Source organism: Paenibacillus sp. FSL H3-0310, assembly GCF_038002785.1.
GTDB lineage: Bacteria > Bacillota > Bacilli > Paenibacillales > Paenibacillaceae > Paenibacillus_AQ > Paenibacillus_AQ odorifer.
On record NZ_JBBODC010000001.1, the window covers coordinates 3,130,916 to 3,154,694 of the forward strand.

At 41.6% G+C, this 23,779-nt stretch carries 18 protein-coding genes; 3 read left to right on the forward strand and 15 right to left on the reverse strand.

Annotated elements, in window-relative coordinates:
- Positions 1-7 precede the first annotated feature (7 nt).
- Positions 8-1,393, forward strand: coding sequence for an outer membrane protein assembly factor BamB family protein (locus tag MHH63_RS14035; RefSeq protein WP_341171690.1), 1,386 nt, complete (start codon positions 8-10; stop codon positions 1,391-1,393).
- Between the two features lie 37 nt (positions 1,394-1,430).
- On the opposite strand, the gene MHH63_RS14040 is transcribed toward MHH63_RS14035, so the two are convergent.
- On the reverse strand, positions 1,431-1,934 hold the full coding sequence (locus tag MHH63_RS14040) for a ferritin (RefSeq protein WP_076129328.1): 504 nt from the start codon (positions 1,932-1,934) through the stop codon (positions 1,431-1,433).
- Between the two features lie 127 nt (positions 1,935-2,061).
- Between MHH63_RS14040 and nagZ the strand changes: the two genes are divergently transcribed.
- Entirely contained in the window at positions 2,062-3,360 is a 1,299-nt protein-coding gene (gene nagZ, locus MHH63_RS14045) for a beta-N-acetylhexosaminidase (RefSeq protein WP_341171691.1), read from the forward strand.
- A gap of 19 nt (positions 3,361-3,379) precedes the next feature.
- Here the strand turns inward: nagZ and MHH63_RS14050 are convergent, their stop codons facing one another.
- From MHH63_RS14050 to MHH63_RS14105, 12 genes are all read right to left on the reverse strand, one after another.
- Positions 3,380-4,468 (reverse strand): efflux RND transporter periplasmic adaptor subunit, encoded by a 1,089-nt coding sequence (locus MHH63_RS14050; RefSeq protein ID WP_076129326.1) that lies wholly within the window; start codon positions 4,466-4,468, stop codon positions 3,380-3,382.
- A gap of 30 nt (positions 4,469-4,498) precedes the next feature.
- On the reverse strand, positions 4,499-5,887 hold the full coding sequence (locus MHH63_RS14055; RefSeq protein ID WP_175619944.1) for an ABC transporter permease: 1,389 nt from the start codon (positions 5,885-5,887) through the stop codon (positions 4,499-4,501).
- Entirely contained in the window at positions 5,877-6,596 is a 720-nt protein-coding gene (locus tag MHH63_RS14060; protein ID WP_076129325.1) for an ABC transporter ATP-binding protein, read from the reverse strand. Before MHH63_RS14060 ends, MHH63_RS14055 begins: the two co-directional genes overlap by 11 nt.
- 39 nt (positions 6,597-6,635) lie before the next feature.
- The gene (locus MHH63_RS14065; protein WP_341171692.1) at positions 6,636-9,233 is read right to left on the reverse strand and encodes a hypothetical protein; all 2,598 of its coding nucleotides are present in this window, start codon (positions 9,231-9,233) and stop codon (positions 6,636-6,638) included.
- Between the two features lie 132 nt (positions 9,234-9,365).
- Complete coding sequence (locus MHH63_RS14070) at positions 9,366-10,694, reverse strand: hypothetical protein (protein ID WP_341171693.1); 1,329 nt, start codon at positions 10,692-10,694, stop codon at positions 9,366-9,368.
- Positions 10,691-11,779: a DUF58 domain-containing protein gene (locus MHH63_RS14075; RefSeq protein WP_076129323.1), complete on the reverse strand. Its 1,089-nt coding sequence runs from the start codon at positions 11,777-11,779 to the stop codon at positions 10,691-10,693. Before MHH63_RS14075 ends, MHH63_RS14070 begins: the two co-directional genes overlap by 4 nt.
- A gap of 3 nt (positions 11,780-11,782) precedes the next feature.
- A complete protein-coding gene (locus tag MHH63_RS14080; protein WP_076217909.1) occupies positions 11,783-12,760 on the reverse strand; it encodes an AAA family ATPase in 978 nt (325 codons plus the stop codon).
- A 131-nt stretch (positions 12,761-12,891) separates the two neighbouring features.
- On the reverse strand, positions 12,892-13,980 hold the full coding sequence (locus tag MHH63_RS14085) for a GerAB/ArcD/ProY family transporter (protein WP_076185951.1): 1,089 nt from the start codon (positions 13,978-13,980) through the stop codon (positions 12,892-12,894).
- Positions 13,981-14,001: 21 nt separating this feature from the next.
- On the reverse strand, positions 14,002-15,153 hold the full coding sequence (locus tag MHH63_RS14090; RefSeq protein WP_076185953.1) for a Ger(x)C family spore germination protein: 1,152 nt from the start codon (positions 15,151-15,153) through the stop codon (positions 14,002-14,004).
- Positions 15,150-16,592, reverse strand: a complete 1,443-nt coding sequence (locus MHH63_RS14095) for a spore germination protein (RefSeq protein WP_076185956.1) — start codon at positions 16,590-16,592, stop codon at positions 15,150-15,152. Before MHH63_RS14095 ends, MHH63_RS14090 begins: the two co-directional genes overlap by 4 nt.
- A gap of 199 nt (positions 16,593-16,791) precedes the next feature.
- Entirely contained in the window at positions 16,792-18,093 is a 1,302-nt protein-coding gene (locus tag MHH63_RS14100) for a right-handed parallel beta-helix repeat-containing protein (RefSeq protein WP_341172005.1), read from the reverse strand.
- A gap of 860 nt (positions 18,094-18,953) precedes the next feature.
- Positions 18,954-19,814, reverse strand: coding sequence for a DUF421 domain-containing protein (locus MHH63_RS14105; RefSeq protein ID WP_076129318.1), 861 nt, complete (start codon positions 19,812-19,814; stop codon positions 18,954-18,956).
- 207 nt (positions 19,815-20,021) lie between these two features.
- On the opposite strand from MHH63_RS14105, the gene MHH63_RS14110 reads away from it, so the two are divergent.
- On the forward strand, positions 20,022-20,228 hold the full coding sequence (locus MHH63_RS14110) for a DUF1657 domain-containing protein (protein WP_036678243.1): 207 nt from the start codon (positions 20,022-20,024) through the stop codon (positions 20,226-20,228).
- A 37-nt stretch (positions 20,229-20,265) separates the two neighbouring features.
- Here the strand turns inward: MHH63_RS14110 and MHH63_RS14115 are convergent, their stop codons facing one another.
- Positions 20,266-22,059, reverse strand: a complete 1,794-nt coding sequence (locus MHH63_RS14115) for a sensor histidine kinase (protein ID WP_076185958.1) — start codon at positions 22,057-22,059, stop codon at positions 20,266-20,268.
- A 16-nt stretch (positions 22,060-22,075) separates the two neighbouring features.
- Positions 22,076-23,656 carry a response regulator gene (locus tag MHH63_RS14120; RefSeq protein WP_248548190.1) on the reverse strand — a complete coding sequence of 527 codons (1,581 nt, stop codon included), beginning with the start codon at positions 23,654-23,656 and terminating at the stop codon, positions 22,076-22,078.
- Positions 23,657-23,779 lie beyond the last annotated feature (123 nt).

Below are 23,779 nucleotides of genomic sequence, written 5' to 3' on the forward strand. Positions count from 1 at the left end.
TATAGTAATGACTAATTCAAAGGAGCGTGGAGTGATGATTCAGTCTTTGCCGAAGAAAATTGTTACATGTTTAGCTATAGGGAGTATTTTAATTCCAATAACAAACAGTGGATCAAAGTCAGTCATTTCTGCAGAAAAAGCAATTGTAAGCCTAAGTAACACTTATTACAGTGAAGTCACAGCCCCGATCCTAAAACCTGTTTGGTCAGCACAACTCGCCATTTTAAAAAAAGACAGAATCACCGGACAGGACATTACAGCACTCGCGGAAAACGGAAAGATCTTTGCGTTGCAGCGCAATGAAAAATTAACCGCAATGAATGCGGCAACAGGCAAAAAAATATGGGAGTTCGGAAGTGGATTAGCGCCGCTATTCACGTACAGCAATGGATTTATCTACGGTCTGACCCAAAGCGGCTCCCTATATGCCGTTAATGAGGCAGGTAAAAAAGCATGGTCGGCTTCCATAACACTCCCCAAAGCTACAAATATACAGCGTTTAGGATCTACTATTTATGTTACTCAAGAGGAACAATTAGCAGCAGTTGACGCCGTAACCGGAAAGATCAAATGGAAGGCTGTAGAGAAAAGCAATAACTTTACAGGCTTATCAGAGGTCATGGAATCAGATGGGGTCGTTATTCGCAGCTATCTGTCTCAAGGGGCCTTAACAACTGCTGGACTCGCCGCTTATGACAGTCTGACAGGAAAAAAACTATGGGACCAGACCCGGCAGTGGATGCCGTTAGCAGTGAAGGATGGGCTCCTCTACTCTATCACGAATACATTTATGATGGATGATGACCCGGTAAATCGAAAAGTCAAAGTATCCGTGTTCAACATAAAGACAGGTGAATTAAAAGGAGAACGTTTATATAAATGGACAGATACCGAGAATAAAGATGGTGTGTACAGTTATAATGAGATGAATGGAAACGCGTTTTTGGATGGAAAGGACTTTTACATCTTTCAGGGCAGTAAGTTTGTGAAATATGATTTCTGGAATTATTCTGCAGAGGGTAAACCGGTGCAAACCTGGGCCTCGATGGTTAAAGAAAAAGACTCTCCATTGAACCAAGTTTATCAACAAAGAATGTTATTTCAAAATCAAGATAAAGGTACTTTATCCGCACTTAAGCTAGGAACCGGCCAGCTTGTCGACCTCAATATTGGAGAGAATCCAGTGGTACAGACGGATCTGTTCGGAAACGTGGTTTATAGTGGACAATCTGATGGCCTATTTCACGCTTATGACATGTTAACTCTAAAGCCTATTTTCACTGTGAACACAGGCTCTCGTAACTTTGCCCCTTCCCTTAAAACTGGAGGGATGCTGATGATTCGGACGGATAATAAGCTGCTCGCGATTAAACTTCCTACATCTATAAAATAAAAAAGCCTGATTTCTCAGGCTTTTGGGCTTCAATAACTTATTCAGCCGGAGCTGTAAAAGTACGTGCAGCAAACTCGGCATCCAGCATGTAGAAGGCGTTGCTATCTTTTTCAATTCGTTTCAGTTTACTGATGATGTTGCTAAAGAGTGCTTCTTCTTCTACTTGCTCGTCTATAAACCATTTCAAGAAATAAATCGTCGCATGTTCACGCTCATCCAGAGCAAGGTCAGCCAAATGATAGAACCGTTTAGTGTTCTGCTGTTCATGCGCGAAGGCATGTTCAAAAGCATCTAACATCGAGTTATATTCGTTCTTCGGCTCTGGCAGTGCTTCTAGCGTAGCACGGTTATCCCGGTCGTTAAGGAATTTATAAATCTTCATGGCATGGAACCGTTCTTCTTCGGCTTGAATTAGAAAAAAGTTTGCAAATCCATCCAGACTTTCGCCGGAACAATAAGCAGCCATCGCTAGATAAACATGAGCGGAATAAAACTCGAAATTCATCTGTTCATTAAGTGCTTGTACTAATCCATCTTTCATTGGACCGTCACCTCATTATTCAAATTTAATATGTAAATATTTAAGTTTATCTTATCACCGTGCTTCTAAGTCAGCAAGGATTCCTCTCCCAATATCTAATTTAGCTAACGAAAGGACGACTATTCAGATGATTAGATTCACCCGTCACAGCCTAAAGCCTAAGATTTCCGGTACACTCTTCATTATTGCAGCTATGGTGTCACTGTTCCTCATTGCTGGCTGTTCTAATAGCAGCAGTAATTCACAGTCCGAAGCTACCGATTCACCGACCTCCCAATCCACACCTGCACCAACCACCAGCTTGGCTCCCACCCCCTCAGCAGTCAGCGATCCAATTGCTCTTCAGGTTGCTGAGATGACTTTGGAAGAAAAAATCGGACAAATGCTCCTAGTTGGAATTGATGGAACTGTCCTTGAAGAGCAAGCTAAAAAGATGATTACCGAAGACAAAATAGGTGGAATCATCCTCTATAAGGACAATATTAAAAGCCTGAAAGGGATGATCAGTCTTATCAATTCTATGAAAAAGAGTAACACTGGCAACCCTGCCCCACTATTCATGAGTGTTGATCAGGAGGGTGGAAAAGTCAGCCGGATGCCTAAAGAATATGCTACATTCCCTTCTAACGGAACAGTGGGTGCAAGTAATGACGCTGCTGCTGCCGAGAAAATGGGAAAGCTGCTCGCAAGAGAAGTACGTTCAGCCGGATTTAATATGAACTTTGCTCCCGTTCTCGATATCAATAGCAATCCAGACAATCCAGTCATCGGAGACCGGTCGTTCGGCAATGCTGCTGGCCAAGTCATTCAACTAGGGATTGCCGAAATGAAGGGAATTGAGAGCGAAGGCGTCGTTCCTGTTGTCAAGCATTTCCCAGGACACGGAGATACTTCTGTCGACTCCCATCTGGATCTGCCGATTGTGAACAAAACAGCCGGTCAGCTAGCCGACTTAGAATGGCTCCCCTTCCAAGCAGCCATTAAAGAGGGGACGGACGCCGTAATGGTCGCTCATATTTTGTTTCCAAAATTAGATCCAGACAAACCCGCATCCTTATCGCGTACCATTATTGGTGAACAGCTTCGAGATGAAATGGGCTACCAAGGAATCGTAATTACAGACGATCTAACCATGGGAGCCATTATGAAGAACTACGATCTGACTACAGCAGCAGTAGATACTGTGAATGCAGGTAGTGATATTCTCCTTGTCGCTCACGGCTATGATAATGAAAAACGGGTCATGGACTCCCTCCTGCAAAACGTAAAAAACGGTAAGATTCAAGAAACACGGATTGATGAAAGCGTCTATCGGATCTTAGCCTTAAAAGCCAAATATAACCTTTCCGATGAGCAAATCCCGGTTCCTGATCTTACCGATCTTAATAAAGAGATTAACGTTTGGCGTCAAACGATTGAGAAGTAAATCTAAGCGTTAGTCATTGTTACTGAAGAACAACAACATCTCCAACCTTCAACCCAGAGAGAACCTCTGTTTTGTCCGTAGTTTCCAGACCCACTTCGATGTCTTTTCGTTCATATTGCCCGTCCCCTTTATCCAGCATAACGTAGGAGAGGTCTCCTTCATGCATTACAGCTATGCTGGATACAACGGTGGCATTTTCTTTGCGAACTGTTTCAATTTCTCCGTTTAAGCTTAAGCCACCGATCAAATGCTCGTCAGGCTGCAGCGTGATAACCACTTCGAATTGAGGAACCGAACTGGCAGTAGCATTCTGCCCTGAAGCTGTCTTTGCAAATTTCGCTACCTTCGTAACTTCTCCAGATAACTTCAAATCTTTTATAGCTGTCATTTTTACGTCGACCTTCATGCCTGTCTTTATACGGAAGACGTCTTGTTCACCTACAAGAGCAATGAATTCTAGCTTGTTCATATCTACTATTTTTCCGATATATTGATTATCTGTCACTGTTTGCGGAATTTCGCTTGCACTGTCAAATAAGAAAATGCCGGTTGCCGGAGCATAATAAAGTGCTGTTTTGAGTTTGGCTTTTTTCTCTGTTAGTTCGCGTGCCTGTATTTCGGCATTGACCTGATTAAGCTCGTCCCCTAGCCGTGTTGCTTCTTGGGCTGTGAGTGCTTTAATGCGTTCTGCTTCAGTCGCACCAAGGGCTGCATTCTCCTCGTCTTGCTGGCTCACAAATGCATTCAGCTCTGCTTCCAGCTTTGCTTTACGGATGGTCGCCTCTTGTGTAGCAATCTCATTCTTCAAGGCTTCCTGATCGAGAGTAAACAGTAAATCACCTTTTTTGACCTGTCCACCGTTCTCAACCTTCCACTTTGTCACCTTTGAAGCATATGGAGCATAAACAAGCGTTTCTTTCTCATAATTAGAATTACCTTTAACCTGTATGGAATTGGTAATGGTCTCCTGTGTGACCTCAAAAGTTATGGCTTGTGGGGGTTCAACAGGCTCTAACTGCGCTTCAGGCTTATACATCTTACTATATAGAAAATAACCTGCTGCAATTATAATCAGTACCAATACAATCCACTTGATTCTCCTCTTCATCACTTTGGCTTCCTTTCAACTTAAAAATAGCTAATCCCGTTTAATCGCCGTGAGTGCATTCGTTCTGGATGCACTGATCGCCGGATAAATACCCGATAATACCCCTGTCATTACCGCAAATGCGATCCCTACCGGAAGAGTCATCAGAGGAATATAAATCACCAAAGGCTCGCCTCCACCCATTCCTGAAGAGTTACCGATGAGCTTATTAATTCCTAATACAATCAAGTATGAAAAGGCTATGCCGAGCAATCCGCCCAACATCCCGAGCAATGCCGCTTCTGTAATGAACATATTGCGGATCTGGCCCATATTGGCGCCTAACACTTTCATAATACCGATCTGCCGTCGTCGTTGATGAGTGGACATAGTCATCGCAACGATAATGGAGATCGAAGCAATAATCAGAATAAACACACCTATACCGAGAGCTGCTTTCTTGACCATGCTGAAGGTATCAGCGAGTGCCTCTTTTTGATACAAATTCGTGCTTGTTGTTAAGGTAAGTTTCTGAATAAGCTTCTCTAGTTCCACGATATTCTCAGTGCTGTCTACCTTTACAATCGCTGAGTTATAGACACCCTTTTGCCCAGCGGTTCCACTCGATAGCTTCATTTGTTCTACAAGCCGCTCGCCAGTCTCTAGTGACACATAGATCTTCTTGTCGTACATAGCCATATTCTCGTTCGTTCCACTCGGGTTGTCGAGGATTCCCACCACTTGAATCGGTGAGCTAACTAACATCCCTCCGGTTTGAGAGGCGGGATCAAAAGACTGTAATTGAACCTGCTGCTTGTACATATCTGTTGGAAGCATGCTTAAGCTGTTGTACTGTTCCATCAACTTATTGTTATATGGATCTGTACTCAGTTGTTCAAAAAGACGCTGCCGAGTTTCGTTATCAATCAGTCCAACGGTTGCACCATAGTTCAGTACAGCCATTCCTACCAAATCAGAAGCTCCGCCTTGTTTGAATTTCTTATCATATTTCGTTAACAAGCGTAGATCCGTTCCAATAAGCTGTACATCTGTTATTTTATTATCGATAGTCAACATCTGTATGTACCCTAGCTCTTGAAAGGGAGCTGCTGCAGTTACATGCCGCAAGCCTTTAATAATCTCCAGCTTTTGTGCTGTCAGCCTGCCGGGATCTAGCTTTTCATTGGCCGCAGACGATCCGCTGCCACCGTTGCCTCCTCCTTGGGAGGGTATACCTCCGTTGGGAGACACCGTAATTTCATCCATTTTGAAATTGCGGTTGATTTCCCGCTCCGTGTAGCTCTGTGCGGAGTCTCCTATACTTAATGCAACTATGATTGCAGCACATCCAATGGATATGCCAGCCATACAAAGACCTGTGACAACTTTCCGCCGTTTGACCTGTTCCCAAGCCAAACGGGAAATATCACTAATCCTCAATGAGTATACCCCCTTCGAGTTCAGTATTCGAAGAAGTTTGGTTTTCAGTAATCATATATCCGTCCCGAAGCGTGAATATCCGCTGCATTTGCTCCGCGACTTTTAGCTCGTGAGTTACAACTATGAAGGTGGTCTTCATCTTCTTGTTCAGGTTAAGCAGGATATTGATAATTTCTTCTTCTGTCTTCGAATCTAGGTTTCCGGTTGGTTCATCTGCAAAGATAACAGATGGTTCCGTAATCAAGGAGCGTGCAATACTAACACGCTGCTGCTGTCCGCCAGACAGCTGGGAAGGGAACAAGTCGGCTTTATCAGGAATGCCGACTCCTTCCAACAATTCTAAAGCTTTTTGTTTACGTATAGAGGGTGCAACGGATTGAAAAACCAGCGGCAGCTCTACATTTTCACGGACTGTCATGCTAGTAATCAGCTCATAAGCTTGAAAGATAAACCCGATATTTTTTCTGCGAAATTCCGATAGCTTATTCTCACTCATCTTCACGATATCTTGATCGGCAATATAAATATGGCCTTCAGTAGGTTTCATTAGTCCTGCCATCAGATTGAGCATCGTTGACTTACCGGAACCCGAGCTCCCCAGCAGTGCTACCATCTCCCCCTCTTTCACAGAAAAGTCAATTTGATGAAGCACTGCTGTAGTTTCATTACCGTTTTTATAAGAATGCGTTACATTTTCCACTCGCAACATTGGAGCTGCTCCTCTTCGTACAATAATAGATATGAAATGCTATTTCTCAGTTACAACTGCTCTATCAATCTTGATGTTATAAGCTTGACTAGCCAGCTCGATCCGTTCACCTTGGAATTCATCGTACAGCGTGATCCGGTAGGTTCCTCCTGACAAATTCTTATACATATTATTGCTAAAGCTTGCTGTATACGAGTTGTTGGTCCCTTCAAGAATATCGGTGCCAATGTTCAAGCTTCGTTCCTGAGATAGACCATATGGATCCGTCATTTTGAGGACCAGCTTATGCGTGAAGGTTCCCATATCATAGCTGCTGTCACGAAGAAGATTGTAATTCATAACTATATTTATAGAGTCACTGCCTTGTAGTGAGCGCCCTTCCGAACTTAGAACGGACATGGTATACGGATAAATAGCCACCTTCGTCAAGTTCTTCTCTGGTGGTGTGATGACCGGATTTAATGACAGTGAAGCCATATTAATAAATCCAGTGGATTCCTGACCGGGTTCCGTCAGCTTATTCCCAGTAATCCCTGGCCCAAGGAACAGGCTTACATCAGAAGCATTAACAGCCTTCGGAACCTTAGCCCAAAAGGTGATTAATTGCTTACCGCCTGGAGTAGCAGACGTATCCGGCTGATTGGCTGTAGCTTCGAATAGCTGACCATCTCCCGTTTTGTAATAAGCTTGGAGGCGAGCCATTTTGCTTTGTCTTTTCTCTTCACTGCTCAGAAGCAGCTCTGTGTATACGAGATTGGAGTTAAGTCCTTCATAAATAATGGTTTTGTTCTCTTGCACTTTTGCGTTCTTGCCTTTACCAGAGATAACATAACTTCCTCCAGTTTCAATAGAAGCTACAGCGTTCATCATGCTGTTCGTAGTAACTGACAGGAACGAGCTTTTCTCTTCTTTTACCATAGAATAAAGATTTAATTTTAATTTATCGAACTCTTGTGTATAAGGAATTTTGGCAAACACATAGATTTCAGCGTTTTTACCAGGCCCAATCGTTGAAGTTTCCTTATCCATAAACAATTCCGTTGAAGATGACATGTCCTCATTGTCTACCTGAACAGCTCCCTTTAATTCCGGCAGAGACAAGGCAACCGATTGGGTATTCGTAATATTTAATCTGGCAACAACGATATCATCGTCTTTCCATGGAAAACGCTGCAAGGAAACTAAACTATAAGTAAACGTCCCATATTCATTTGTTGCTCTATATTCCATACCTTTCTGTATCTCAGGACGCAAGGTATAGGAGATCGTAAAGTAAGCAACCGGAACCGTTAGTTTAGCTGTGTTGCTCGTAGCGACATTGGTTCCACCAGTGCTTCCAGTTGCTGCACCTTCTCCAGTAGTTCCCGTTTCATTATTATCTGGAGCAGAAACAGCCTCAATCATCTGCAATTGCAGTGAATTCTGTTCTACCTCAAGGGGTACCTGTGCGGTAAGCGGGATGATTTTTTCCTCCAGCGGTTTTATGGTTAATCCGCTCAAGCCCTTAGAATTGATCGGAAAGGTTGTCCCCGTTGAGGATTTGACAGCAAGCTCATAAGAAGGTAACGTAACGGCTGTCTTTCCTGTATTCTTCACTCGCAGCTGAAAAGTCCAGAATCCCTTATTGTTCTCTGCGTATACGGTTGCGTTATTTAATTGGGTTTCAACCGTATTGTTATTGATGGTAATTTTCTTGATTACACCTTTGCCAACTACCAGATTTGGTGTAGTAGCCGCAGGCAGCTTGTACGAGGATTTGGCAATCTCCAGCTTCAGCGCCTCATCCTTTTGGGTGAATTGCAGTTTCATATTCTCCGTCTTCATATACGAAGGAATTTCTGTAAGATAATAAATGGTTTTTTTCTCTTGGGGCTGAATTTTATAACTAAGCTGAGAACGGTCAAGGGCTAATTCATACGAGCTTCCCCCTGCCGAGACCAAATATGCTGCGTAACCAGGATCACTTAATACTTTGCTGCCTTTATTGGTCAAGCTTATGCCCACCTTGGCATAAACCTTTCCGCTGTATTTGTAGAGCTCCAAGGATTCACTTTTAGCAATAACCGGAATGTCATTCATTGTAGTGCTTACATTTTTTCCGTTTACAGCGGTTGGCGAATAGTTGGCGGGTATATTAAAAGTTCCTACTTGCTTGAGATACCCCTTGGTTTTGGAATCCCAAACGTACATTGGAATCTTGATACCTTTTAACGAATTTACCTGGCCGACATTAACATAATATGTAACGCGCAAGCTTTCGTTAGAACCCACTTTTTTCTTAGTAGCGTCCGCACTTAGTGGATTCCCTGGAATAACAGAGCCGCCAGAGGTCATAACTCTCGAAAAATAATACAGTAGGCTAGCACTTTTGCTGCTGCCATTCGAATAGTTAATTGTATAAGTTAAAATATTACCTCCAGGCTGTGACCAAATATTCACATCTTCCAGTGTAGCTTTGATATTAGCTCCTAAAGAAACGGAACCCAGATTACTAGGAGCTGTTACAGTTGCAGCAGCTACCGCCGATTTTGGCTGAACAGAACTAACTGCAGCAGCCGAAGCGGTATGCCCTGTCAACTGGCTTATGACAAAGGTGCTTAAGAGTAAAACAACATATGTACTGCTATGCTTTCTCATTGACTTCCCTCCACGAGTATTTTACTAGAATTATTATAGTGGTTAGCACAGATCCAATTGTATCCATGTTGTAACTCTTACAGGTCTTTTGTAACCTATTTGTTCCAATTTGCATATATTCTGAAAATGATTCTATAATTTCAGTTGATTTTTCAAAGCTGCAATATCAGAAGCAGCAGGCTCATCTTCTCCGTATCTAACTTTTTCATATATTTCAATCAATTGATCTGCTGCTAAAGAATCATCATCACCCTTACGTTTATGCTTGCTACGATCTCCCCATAGCAAAACATCCCTTTTTGTTTCCTGCGGCGTAAGATAACTTTTCATTTCATAACCGTTATCGCGCTTTATATTAAGCCACCGCCGATAAAGCCAACGGACACGTTCCTGCTCGCCATTCATCTGATCCCAGCGATCCTTACGATGTTTTGAAGGAAGACGAGAGCTCCAGAAATCCTTTAACCCTCGAACGGTTTGTTCCCAAGTAAAGACGCTTTTCTCCTCGTCAAGATATGCTGTATTATTCTTAGGGGTATGTTCCCTACGTAACATCGATAACAATGCATCTATGACTTTCCGCCACTTTTCTCCAGCATTTCTGTACAACCAGCGAAGTGCATAATAGGCTGAAAACCCCAATAATACCGCCGCCAAAATATAAAACCCGTATTCTAGTATAATAGCTAGCCAGCCACGCTTTTGCTCGCCAACAGGTGGTAACATCGGAGTTGCTGGCGGCAATTCTGCTGGCGGAGGCTCTGGTTCTTTTGTGCCAGAAAATAACTGATTAATAAAATTGAAAAATGAGCGTAAGAGTCTCCATACCAATGATCCTATAGCTTTACCGACACCTGCCGCTAGTACAGCTGCAATAACTCCAATCACAATGACATATATACGATTATTCCGTTGTATCCCTTTGGGCAGCGTTTCATTCTCTTCAGTAAGTGCGCTGTATCGTATATAGCTGCTATTAGAAATAAGTAAAGTCAGTATTAAATACAGACTGCCACACCAGGTCAATAACGGCACACTTGGCTCCAATTCAGGAACTCTATGAAACGCTATAGTTGCCACAAAATAGATTATTATACCTATCCAAAACATTCTGAATCTATTATTTCTAGAGTCTACCGTCATCCCTAAGAATGTACATATAATTCCAGCCACACCTAAGGGAAGGCTTTCGATGGATAAACTCCCTGAAGCCACACCTAATAATGCCCCGAGGATTAAGGCGGCAAGTAATTGCTTCCATCTTACATTGCAAAAATTGCGCAAAAGAATGCCTGCTAAAGCTAGTATAGGCAGCGCAATCAACCATATTTGTTCATCATGTTGGGGCAACAAATAAATCTGAAATAGAACCCAAACCGGTAGAAATAGCAACAATTCAATAATAGACCACAACCAGAGTTTCACTGTTTCCCTTACATAGCCAGACAACGTAAGCTTCATGCGCTCTCTCTCCCTTGTTCCGGAATATCCAGCCATTCCACACCATTGCCTTGCTGCATTAGGAGATCCGTCGCCTTTTGCAATTCTGCTCCCCTATGGCAGCTTATGATTAGAAAGTCTGTGTCACTAATTCCACTCTCAACCTGCAATTCCAATAGTCGACTCATAGGAAGTGTTCTATCCAGCTTCAGCCTTGCCAGGAGCTCTAACATATCTTCGAGCTGAGCCATCGGCTCTGCTTCAATTGGATCTCTTTCGCCAGCATCGTCCAATCTGCCATTACAGATTAATCCGGTCTCAATTCCATGCTGCATTGCGTATTCAGCTATAGTCGCTGCATATCTTATTCCTTGCTCGATTCGTTCCACATCAGTCACCGTTCTCCACATGGAATCACTGTCCTCTATATTCAGACAGATGACGAGCCGGGAATCAGCCGTGTAATCTTTTTTATGAACCTGCATAACACCAGTACGTGCTGTAGCCTTCCAGTTTACCAATCCCATAGAATCTCCTGAGCTATATTCACGAATGCCAGCAGTCAGAAAAGGGTCTTCAACGATCCATCTTTTCACAGGAAGCTCACCCAGCCAGCTATGAATGGGCAATGGAAGCTCGTCTAGATTCAGCAGAACGGGATAGATCAACAACTCTAACTCGAGTGGATATGTTTTGTTTTTTCGAGTCAAACCAAATGGATCTCCCGTTGTCATAGTCACGGATTCTAAACGATATAAACCACGACGCTCACATGTCACTTGATGCCGTCTTTTAATATGACGATAAGATTTTAAATAGAATAAACTAATATGATTCTGAGAGATTTCTCCTGTACTAATCCCAAGATTATCCTGACTTCCAAATTCCAGACCTCTCGCAATACTAGACTCCAATCGGAGCCACGGCAAAGGAAGAAGCTTCGCATTAATGATCTCCTCGATCATCTCAATACGTTCTCCTTCATAAGCAGTCTTACTTGAAAAATAACGAGAATAACTAAGCGCTTTCAGACCATTCCGTTTATAAATGTCAGCAAGAAGTAACACCAACGCCACTGTAATGAAAATGAACCAAGGCAAAGCCATAGGTCATTCCACCTTTCCGCCTCTTAAGGACGTCACGGGTTCAGCAGGCACCTCAACTTCACGAAGCACTTGCAATACAATATCCGCGGCTTGTCCCTCTCTTGAGCCTAATCCCCGATGAAGCAGCAGACGATGTGCAAGCACGGAAACAGCCACGGCTTTGATATCATCCGGTGTTACATAGGATCTGCCTTGAATAAGTGCATATCCCTGAGCTGATCTAAGCAACGCGCCACTGGCACGTGGACTCGCACCCAGTTTTACTGCCGTAGATTTGCGGGTAGCTTCCGTTATCCGTACGATATAACCTAATAAATCATCACTGATACTTACCGATGCGGCTAAACGCTGTGCGGCTTGAATATCTTGTGCCGTTGCTACAGGAAAAGACTCTTCGAGCGGATTATTCTCACGAAAACGCTGCAAAATATGTATCCCTTCATCAAAGGTAGGATAACCCGTAGTAATCCGCATCAAAAATCGATCTAATTGAGCCTCAGGCAGTGGGAAGGTCCCTTGGTTGTCTATCGGATTCTGAGTAGCAATGACAAGAAACGGTGCTTCTAATCCGTGCGTTACCCCATCGATAGTAATTTGCCGTTCCTCCATACACTCCAGTAGGCTGGATTGGGTTCTAGGTGTTGCACGATTAATTTCGTCAGCCAGCAGTATATTAGCAAATACCGGACCTGGTCTGAACTGAAACTCTCCCGTCTTCTGATTGTAATAGTTGATCCCGCTTAAATCGGAAGGCAATAAATCTGGCGTAAATTGTATGCGCTTAAATGAACAATCCAATGATTTGGCAAGAACCTTTGCCAGCAAGGTTTTACCCGTACCAGGTACATCTTCCAGCAAGACATGTCCATTCGCAAGTAATGCGGTCAGCAGCAGGTCTACTCCCTCCTCTTTTCCTACAATGACTTTGGCAAGATTGGCCCTAATAGATTTGATAAGTTCAGTTACTTCTTGAAGATTCATGTGAATACACCATCCAATCTGAGGATAATTATGTAATAAGTGCTTTAATCATAACAGAAAGCGTACCCGATTTATAATTCACAAAAAAAGCACTGTCCATAATTAGACAGCACCCGTCTTCCATTCGATTTTCATTTCGCAGTCTTATGCCGATATCGAAAGAAGGCTACAATCCCATAATAGATGGGTATGCTTTCAACGATTAGCCAAATGATCACAATGGCAAAGCTTTTGTAGTGTTCGTAATATCTGCCGACGTCGCGTGAATATAAGTATGCTATTGTCACTGAAGCCAGTGTTAAAAGGGGAACGTAAAATTTTTTACTATTAGTATTAAACAAACTTGCTACACATTTTGAAGCTACATAGATAAGGAAAGCGCTGTGAATAAACATCGAAGACGACCATATTCCAATCAAAAGCGGGTCAGTATTACCTAATAAATTATCTTCTTTTGAACTACGCACCATCTCAAGAAAAGGATATTGGAGTTGCTGGCCTAAATGTGGACCAAAACTCATCATTGTCAATAACCATCCTATTAAGACCGTAATTGAAACATAGAACTGCGCAAATACTAATCTTTTCATCATTTTCGCTTCAATTTTTAAATCAGGTGCAATGAACAAAAGCACAATCCATTCTCCAAACCATGACATGACCACAATAGAATCTTTCAGGGCGATTCCAGGATCATGATAATGAAAGAAAGCAGGTACCATATTAAAGTCCGCGTTTGGAAGGAATAAATTAAATAATATGATCACGGTAATAAAGAAAATAATAAATAATCCATCGGCCATATATGTAATTGTTGCAAATCCTAGACTTGCCGTGTACATGATTACGAGACCAACGACACACTGGATAAATAGAGGTGGAGTTCCTCTTAAATAATTCGAGCCGAAAAATAGTACGAAATTCTCTATATCGAAAGAAACATAATAAACACACCAGCATAGTAGGAGCAGAATCATAAATTTATGTGGCCATTTGCCAATGATCTCTTTTCCAAAGTGAACCCAAGCTTGATTAGGTCGCAGCTTACCAACATAGATTGTAAACCACAATAATATCAATCCTAATAAGGAGCCAACGATTAATGCAATCCAGCCTTGATAAGAGGAAGTAGCAATAATAGCTGGTATCAAAAAAATGGTGGTTTGTGAGCTAAAAAAAATGGTGATAAACCGGAACAGCTGCCACTTTGTTGTACGCATAACTTCTCCTTCCTCAGTTCTTTATTTTGCTGTCCCAAAATCCACAATCCGAAAGTCCGTCTTCACCTTAATATCTGCCTCATGAGCGTAGTAATTATCCCAACGTTCTCTTAATTGCTTCCAAAGTTTCGGATCATTCCATTCCAGCAACATGCCGAGCTGTAGAACATCCGCACCTGCTTTTTGGGATAAATGTATAGCTTCGGTCAGATTAGCAGTTACTTTATCGCTTAGTTTCTCTGTAATGATATTACTGATCTCTTCTAGATTTCTTTTCTTAGGATCCCTTAAATAAATCACACTAGCTTTTCCCTTTAATTTCACTGTAAAAACTGGACCCTTATCCGTTATTTTTACTTTTTTCGAAGATTTGGTGCTAACAAATACAACACTTGCTGCACTTTCTCCACCATCCCAGGTAACAGAATAAACCGACAGCTTAAGCTTGCCTGCGGCCCATGCCAATGCCCTCCCCTCTTTAAGCTTTAGTATTCCCTTCATTTTCTCATTCTGAAACAACATAGCTCCTTGAATGCCTGCCCAATATTGTGGTTTACCTTCTTTTGTAGTTTCTTCTTTTTTGCCAAATGAAAGATTATTTATAGCAAATCCAACGCCCGAAGCCTCAGCGAATATGCAGTCCTTAATTGTAGTCGAAAACATGTATTTTTCTGTTCCAAAGCTCCTCAGTACATCAGAAGGCAATTGTTCATAGATAGGTGTTAATGTATTCATCTCTTTTGCACTGCCGGGACTAGCCATGACATAGGTTCCAAGGGGGAGACTTGGCTCTCTTCTAATCCATAATAGGAGTTCACCAATCCCTTGTTCTGCATAAGCTTTCCCTAAGACAATTATTTTCAATTGGGAAAGACTAAGTTGACGTGTCAGATCTTTTTGAACTAGTAACATGGCGTCTGCGATCGTATCTGCGGTCTTAGAAACTGTAGAATAACTATTCCCATCACCGCCACCACTTGAAGGCTGGCTTCCCGAGTTTAGACGATTGGGCAAAGGAGAGTTAATCGTAATTTCAACGGTGCCTGCTTCTTTGCCTACATCTATAAATAAGCCGTACACAAAGGTTAATTCGTCCAGTTCCACCTTTGAAGACCAACAGCCTGTTAAATTTAGGAGTAGAAGTATAACAACTCCTATCTTTAGAGTTCTCATTTTTGATTCTGTCTCCTTAGATTCCTGTTGCTATAAAGTTTGCTGCGTTTCTTCATATAGTTAGAGGGAAAGCGAGATAATGTGTCCTTCCAATCTTCTAACACCAAAGGGGCAACGGGTTGTAAATATGGTGAGCCTAACGGTCTAAGATTAGCTAAATGCCCGTAAATCAAAAAAGCTGTAATATATACCCCGAGCAATCCCATTGTTCCCCCCATAATCAATAAAGGGAAACGAAGTAAGCGAAAAGTCAGACCGAGCTCATAATGGGGAATAATGTAGGTGGCAATTCCGGTAATGGAAACAACAATAACCATTGGAGCGGATACAATTCCCGCTTGTACCGCAGCCTGACCGATGACTATACCCCCAATAATAGAAACGGTCTGGCCCACAGGCTTTGGTATTCGGGTTCCAGCTTCTCTAAGGGCTTCGAAGGTAAGCTCCATAATCAAAGCCTCAGTCAATGCTGAGAAAGGAATGTTCTCTCTGGCAGATGCTATCGTAATTAACAGGTTTGAGGGAATGATCTGAGGATGAAAGGTTGTAATCGCAACATAAAGCGATGGAAGAATCATCGATAGGATGGAGAACACAAATCGAACCATTCGAATCCAGCTTGCGGCATAGAAGCTTTGATAATAATCCTCAGAGGATTGTAGCATTGTAAAAAAAGAGGTAGGTGCAATCATTGCAGTGGGTGTGCCATCCTGTAATATTCCGATCCGGCCTTCCATTAAAGAAGCTGCCACCGAGTCGGGGCGTTCTGTATATTGAAATACCGGAAATGGTGTCAAGTTCCCCTTCCGTAATTGTTCCGATATATAACTAATGCCCAATATGCCATCAATATCTATTTCATTTAGTTGCTTTTCAATTTCAGCAAGAACTTCTTTTTTATAAAGTCCTTCAATATATACAACATACACATCAGTTTTTGTATATTTACCAATCGTATAATGAATAGTCTTTAGATCCGGATGTTTAATTTTGTGTCGGAGCAGGGACAGATTTGTTTCAATATCTTCAATAAATGCTTCTTGTGGTCCAATCACCACAAGTTCATTTTGTGATTCCGTAACCGATCTTTTCTGATATTGCGTGATCTCAAAATAATAAACATAAGGAAGCTCTTCAAAATAAAGCACTACTTTTCCAGCGACAATCAAATCCACAGCCTTGTTTATGTCAAACTCCTTAAGATACGGGATGGGAAAAACAGCTCCTCGATCCAATCGTTCTAAAAAATCCGGCCATTTGTGCTCTGAATTTGCTTCATTTTTTAGCGGCAATGCAATATCTTTATGAAGACTCAGGGAATTTACGATGAATGGGATATAGATCAAGTCACAGGAATGCCCATGAAGGCGAATGTTTTGAAAAACTGCATCACTAGATCCTTCCAGTTGTTCTTTTATTGTTTCAATAATTCCAGACATCTGCAGACTACCCCCAAAATTGTGACTTGTTAATCTGGCTTAGTTTGCCAACGTGATGGAAGGTTTATACTTAAAACAAACCAAATAGGCACAAATCCGGTATAGTACCGGACTCATGCCCATCAAAATATCGAATAAAATGACCTATCTAATCCTACAGAGTCAATTAAATAAGGAGCTCAAACCCCTAGCTTTCAAATCACGGAAAAGTTGCACCAATATTAGTTCCGCTAGGTGTTCCAGATCCGGTTAGATCGCTACCCCCAGTTAATTTGAGGAAACTGCCCAGACTAAAAGAACCATCTGCATTTCGCACCACTGAAGGTGTAAGACTTACAAAATCAGCGGCACTGGCCACCAAACCCTTGGCATTGGTACTTGCATTACTTTTCCACCACACATTAGTACTTAGAATATCGGTTCCACTTGTTTTGTCACTCGATCCTCCAGCAAAAGACAAGTTGTTCGTAAATTGGTGAGTACCGGCATCAAAAGCAAAGTTACTCTGTCCGTTACTCCAAGAAGTATTATTTGTTAGTTGAATGGAGCCTGGATTACTATTGTAAGTGAATCCGTGTTTTTTATTTTGAAATGCTATGCTATTCAGCACAATATGGTTTACTGCAATTTTTTCACCACCTAGTTTGAATCCATTCCCATCACTGTTTGCCGTTGAATTTCCATCTGAGGTCTGTCCGTTCTTATAGGAGATACTATTCTTGATCGTCACCACTCCGATGGGGCCTGTTTCTGATTTACTGTAAAGATCCCAGCCGTCATCTGTATTCCATGCAGCTATACATTTATCGAATACGTTACCAGGACCTATGGTCAGCTTAGCAGCAAAACCATCAGCGTCTTCCCCGTTATCCGGATCATAATTATCATGAGAATACACTCCAATGATCTGATTATAGCTCGGCCATTGACTCATGCTGGTCAGTGATGAAGCATAACGGCTGATTTGCAGTCCCGAATCCCGATTATGGTGGGTTTCAACATTCTCAATAATGTTATAGTTCCCGCCAATAAAGATCCCATTGTCTCCTGAGCCTCTTATCTCTAATCCTTTTACCTTCCAGTAGTTACCGTATATCTGCAAACCACGTTGAGCTGGGTCAAATGGCTGGGCGTAAAAATCCAGTATAGGCTTCTCAGTCCCATATGCAGCGATGTTCTTTCGTAAGTTAGAGCTTCCGCTATTATCTTGTCCAACAATTATTGTTGAAGAATACGTGTAAACCCCTCCACGCATATAGATGGTTTCCCCGGGGGCTACCTTCGTAATCGCTGAGGCCAGTGTGGTTGGACTACCAATTGTTCCTGCGTTGCTGTCCAGACCATTTGGAGCTACATAAATAGAACCTGCAACTGGTGTTGCTGTTGGTGTTGCTGTTGGTGTTGCTGTTGGTGTGACGGTTGGAGCTACTGTCGCAGTGGGAGTTACACTTGCTGTTGGAGTAGCCGTAGGAGCTACCGTTGGTGCAATTGTTGGAGCTATAGTAGGCGTTGGTGTCGGAGTGCCCGTTGTGATATCGGAGACATTGATATTGTCGAACTTCGCTGCTGTCTTATAAGCTACAAGTCCTATACCTCCTGCTGTCAAAATGTTATCGTGTGCATTTAGCTGTAAAACATCATTAACATACATTTTAAGCGAATCTCCACTAAGCTCTAGCCTAACTGTATAGGCAGTCCCTGTAGTTATAGGAAAATCAGTTTTACTAGCCAGTGTTGAACTTGAACCATTCACTTTTTTTCGTATTTCAAGCGTCCCACCATTACTGTTAGACAGAGATGCAGCATAATAGTTATTTCCGTCAACATAGCGCCCGCACACATAAGTTCGATTAGTCCCATTGAAATCATCAATCTTCACATCAGCTTGAACGCTGTAATCTGTCCACGTGTTGCTACCGGAGAACGAACGTCCTTCGTTTTGACTGGATTGGTAATACACATGATTGCCACCTTCTTCAACTACAGACCAAGTTCCTGTTGTACTCGTCCAATTGTCGGCACTTCCATTCTCAAAATCATTACTGAAGATATTTGCTGCCTGAGCGGTAGGGTTACTCCATGCCAAATTACCTAGAACCAGCGAAGTTGTAAGCGCAACCATAATTCCGAATGAAAATCTTCCTTTTAGTTTCACGTGAACATCTTCCTCCTTGTTTTCTGATGTAAATAAAAAGCGAAGGCATTCCTCCAATCTTGTGTCATCTATAACTCCAGCCTAATCTCAACTATAATTAATATTTCGAAGTTGTACAGCTACTTTATGCCCATATTATTACATTTATTTAAATTAATATACAAAAACACCCTCGATCTTACTCGAGAGTGCCTTTATCTTTATCCTTAGCTTTGAATTAACGGTTTTAAAACCTTCAGTGAAGCTTGCAATTGCTCCGAACATTGCTCATACATTTTTTTAGCTTTTTCATTATCTGTTGATAAACTGAACATCTCTAAATCAGCTTCACACTTTTTCAGCAAAGCATATAATTGAGGCTTATCCTGCGGCTGTGGGACTTTAAAGTTATCTGCATACAAATCGACAGTCAGCTCACCATAAGAATCAACTTGTCCAAGAAAAACATTCTCAACCGTAAAACCCATTTTCTCAAGGGCTCCATCCAGCCAGCTTCGCGTCAGGTTTAGGGTGTCTAATGGTTTGTCGAGCACTTTACCATCCATAATGACAACTTGCGACTCTTTCTCCGGGGCAACCTTTATACCCAATTGCTTAGGGGTTACCGGCTGATATTCACTCTTGAGTAAAACATTTATGGCCCCATCAGATTCCATAATCGCAAATTCCACTTCCGATATATTGAAAACGTCCTTTTTGCGTAATTCCTCCAGCAGTTCATCTGTGGTTAAACGTTCTTTTTTCATATGATCTTCGAGTATTTTTCCGTCCTTAATTAGTACGGTGGACTTGAAATCAATAAAGTCTCTTGCTTTTTTACTCTTCATCTGAAGGTATTCGATCCCTAAAGAACAAGCCACCCATACAATCAGTGCAATGAGCCCTAAATGCCATAACTTATCCGTATCCAAAGAAATGTAAGCGGCTAAGCTGCCGACGGTTATCCCCGTAATATACTCGAAGAACGAGAGCTGCGATACTTGTCTCTTTCCCAGTAATTTTGTTAAAAAGAAAAGTACAACCACAGCAAAGAGCGTTCGAACTACAACCTCTAACCACTCCGGCATTACAATTACCCTCCTTTTGAATCAAAACTTGTTTACTAACACTCATTATTTGTCAATAAAGGCGCATTCAATCCGGAATTTCACTACTTATTTATGGAAAATCATCTATTACTAGAAGTATGAATTTTTTTCCTGCATAACGCTAGAAGCATTTGAGGACAATAGCATTCGTCATGCTAATAATCCAACACAGAGGAGAGAAACTCAATGACAGTAGCCTCACAAGTTAAAACATGTTTATCTTCTTTAAAAGGTGCTCAAGCCAGTCTTGAACAATTTGCACTAGAAACACAAAACGAGAGTGCAAAAACCTTGTTCACGAACGCAGCCGAGCAAACACAACAAATCGTAACTCAAGTAGAGAACCGGGTAACCGAATTGGAGTCCGAAGAGCCTCAATATAAAGGATTCTAATTAAAATTAAAGGGGTCTTAGGCTAGAAAAACTAGCTTTAAGACCCCTTTTCATCATGTACAACATTCGAACGAATGCCACGCTTGCCCTTATTAGCAGGAATTAGTATCTGAACAGAAGTGCCAATTCCAACACGGCTAAAAATGGTTACGCCGTACTCAGATCCATATTGCAGTTTAATCCGCTGATCTACATTACGGACCCCATAACCTGTATTCGTGTGGCCCTTTGGATCAAAAATTTGATCAATACGTTCCTGTCTCATGCCGATTCCATCATCAATGATGCGGAATAGAATATCATTGCCCTCTTTACGCCCAACAATGCGTAAATGAATGTGATCACCACACCAGGCGTGCTTCAGCACGTTCTCGATAAAGGGTTGTAGAATCAGTTTTATAGTCTCATAAGGCCAGATTTCTGTATCAAAATCAAACATAACTTCCAGACGATCACCGTATTTAATTTTCTGAATTTCTAAATAAGCGTTTGCCTGCTCAATTTCAGTCGGGACCGGAATCATGGTTCGTCCTTCATTAAGCGTCAGGCGATAAAACTTCGCTAATTCCAGCACCATCTGCTGCAGCTTCTCATTTTGACCAAACTTGGCTAATTGAATAATAGATGACAACGTATTATATAGAAAATGAGGATTGATTTGTGATTGCAGAATTTCAAGCTCTGCTTCCTTCTTCTGGAGCTGCGTCAAATATACCTCTTTAATCAACATATCGATATTTTCGCCCATATCATTTAATGCGGTTGCAATCTGAGAGAATTCATCCTTGCCTCGATAGGAAATACGCTTGTGAAGATCACCTTCCCGATAGGCATTCAGCACGTACACGAACTTATTAATCCGAATTGAAAAATATCGGGATATAAATATGCCGACAAAACTAAAAACTACACAACAGATGAGACACATCAAAATAATAAACAGTCGTACCTTCACTGCATCTTGTTCAAGAATCGTAATTGGAACTAGCGCGTTTAATTGCCAAGCTTGGTTAGAAACTGTAACTGTTTCACTAATCGTCAGGTAATCCTTATTAAGTTCGGCTTCGTTGGAATAGTGCTCTGGTAGTTCTCCCGATTGGTACATCGTTCTTCCGAACTCGTTTTTTAAAATTAGAATACTTCCTTTTCCTATCTTCGTATAATTCACACTATTGAACAGATCTGGAATGCCTACATTAATCCGCAGGAAGCCAATCTCCTTAGGTACAAGAGGATCATATGTATCTATTAATCTACGTAGCAACGAGATACGATTATTTTCTACATCGCGCTCAATCTGCCACCATTTCATAGTCTCCGCATATTTCTCGGTTGGAAAATCATAATACCAGGATTTCCCTTCAATCCGGTTCATATGGTAAAGATGATAGAAGCTACTATTATCCAGATAGCCCTCTAGTGAATTCGAATAGATCTCAGGAATGGATTCATTCTTTAAAAATAGCGACATCCCAATCCTCATACCCGTTGATTGAATAGCTACGTCCAGCTTTGGAAGTACCTTCATAGACATCCGGTCATAATTCTCCCAGCCTTCTTCATAGCTTCGCAGATTCCGATAGAAATCATAATCACTATATAATTGCGTGGATATCCGGGTAACTTCCCCCATTTTATAATCAATATTATCGCGAATTTGCAACAACGTACCTTTAATATTCGAACTTGTATGCTCGCGTAATGAATCATTGTACATAGAGTGAGAGACAAAACCTATCACAGATACTGGGATAATAATGAAAAAAATATACGTCAGCATTAATTTATACCCTATCGGCACATACTTATGTTTACTTCTTGGTTGTTTCATGCAACATCATCCCCCATCACTTCTCCCGCTTACGATATTCCATAGGTGTCATACCATAGGCTTCTTTGAATTGTCTGCTGAAGTAAGGAAGATAACGGTAACCTACCTGGCTCGCGATTTCATAGATTTTACACTTCGGATCTTTCAAAAGCTTGCCGGCTTGTTCCATTCGCAGCTGAATGAGTACTTCGCTGAACGTTTTCCCAGTCTCCTCCTTAAATAGATATCCCAAATAGTTGGGTGAGAAAGAGAACTGCTGTGCAATATCCTTTAACGTAAAATTCTCGCTCATCTTATCCTTCATCATTTGCATAATTTCTCTAATCAGTTTATTGTTCACTGACTCTGTTTTACTGCGTAGATACTCGGATATTTCAAACGTTTTGAGTACAAGCCAAGAGCGTATATCACTGATCGTATCGAATTGAAGCAAAATATCTAAACTATGTAACTCCATACCTAAGATTTCAAATAAATCCTCACTAACCTCTTTCAACTGCTGATCCAGCTTCCATATAATATACATGGCTAGATTATGAATCGTGAATTTAGATCTTAAACTACTCACGGATTTAAACAGCTTATCGATCTCGTCATAAATAAGGACTAACTCATATTCTTTCATCGCTTTAAAAAGTGTATCCATACGGGCATCCAACGTACGGGCATCAATCATTCCAGGTTCGCTGCTAACCGTTTCATACATAATTAGTTTGCCCTTGCCGAGAAACATCTTTCCGTCAACGGCTTCCATAGCTTGCCGATAGGAGGTGTGGACCTGGTCCATAGCAAATGTAGGCTTCCCTACCCCTACGGTCATAGTGACAGGAAATTTTGTGCGAATTGACTCATAAATTTCTTCAATAAACTTCTCCATCTCCTGTTCGTTAATCAACAACGCGATTCGATAAGACGATACCTTATAGCAATGTGGCATACCGTGCTTCTGAGCAATTGTATTCACTTCATACAGAAAGTCCTTGGACATTAGATGTTTAGTTAGATTATCCTGTTCTTGAAACCAATTGAAATAATCCAGCTCCAAAACCGCCACACGTATAGGCCACTCCAGCTTATCCAGACCGTAAGACTTCATAAGCTTAAACATTCCAGCTTGAGTGTCCCCCTCCCATTCCCCTTCAAATAAGCGGATCAACAAATCATTCTTGGCCATAGGAATCATATGCTGATAAGCTTCTTCAACGTCACGCCGTTTACTTTCATCATCTAAATCCTGCTTTACTTTCTGTAGTGCAGCAATAAGTTCCTTGTCATCCATTGGCTTAAGGACATAGCTATATGCTTTTAGTGAAAGCGCCTGTTTCACATAGCTGAAATCCTGGTAACCGCTTACAAAAATCACACGTATATCGTTTTTTTTCTCTATGGCAATCCGAGCCAGCTCTAGACCCGACATATTCGGCATATTCACATCACTAACAATAATATCAATAACATGCTGTTCTAAAATATCGCATGCCGTAAACGCGTTATTCGCTGCCTCCACGACCTGCATACCCAGTTCATTCCAAGGAATGAATTGTCTCATGCCTTCAAGATCAAGCATCTCATCGTCTACTAATAATACGTTGTACATCAACACAATCCCCCTTTGAAATGTTTTAATCCAACCAGCTGAATTCTACTAACCAATCTTTTTCAGTATACCATTCATTCTCTTCCCTAACAGCTGATAAAACAATGAGTACAAGAAATGGGA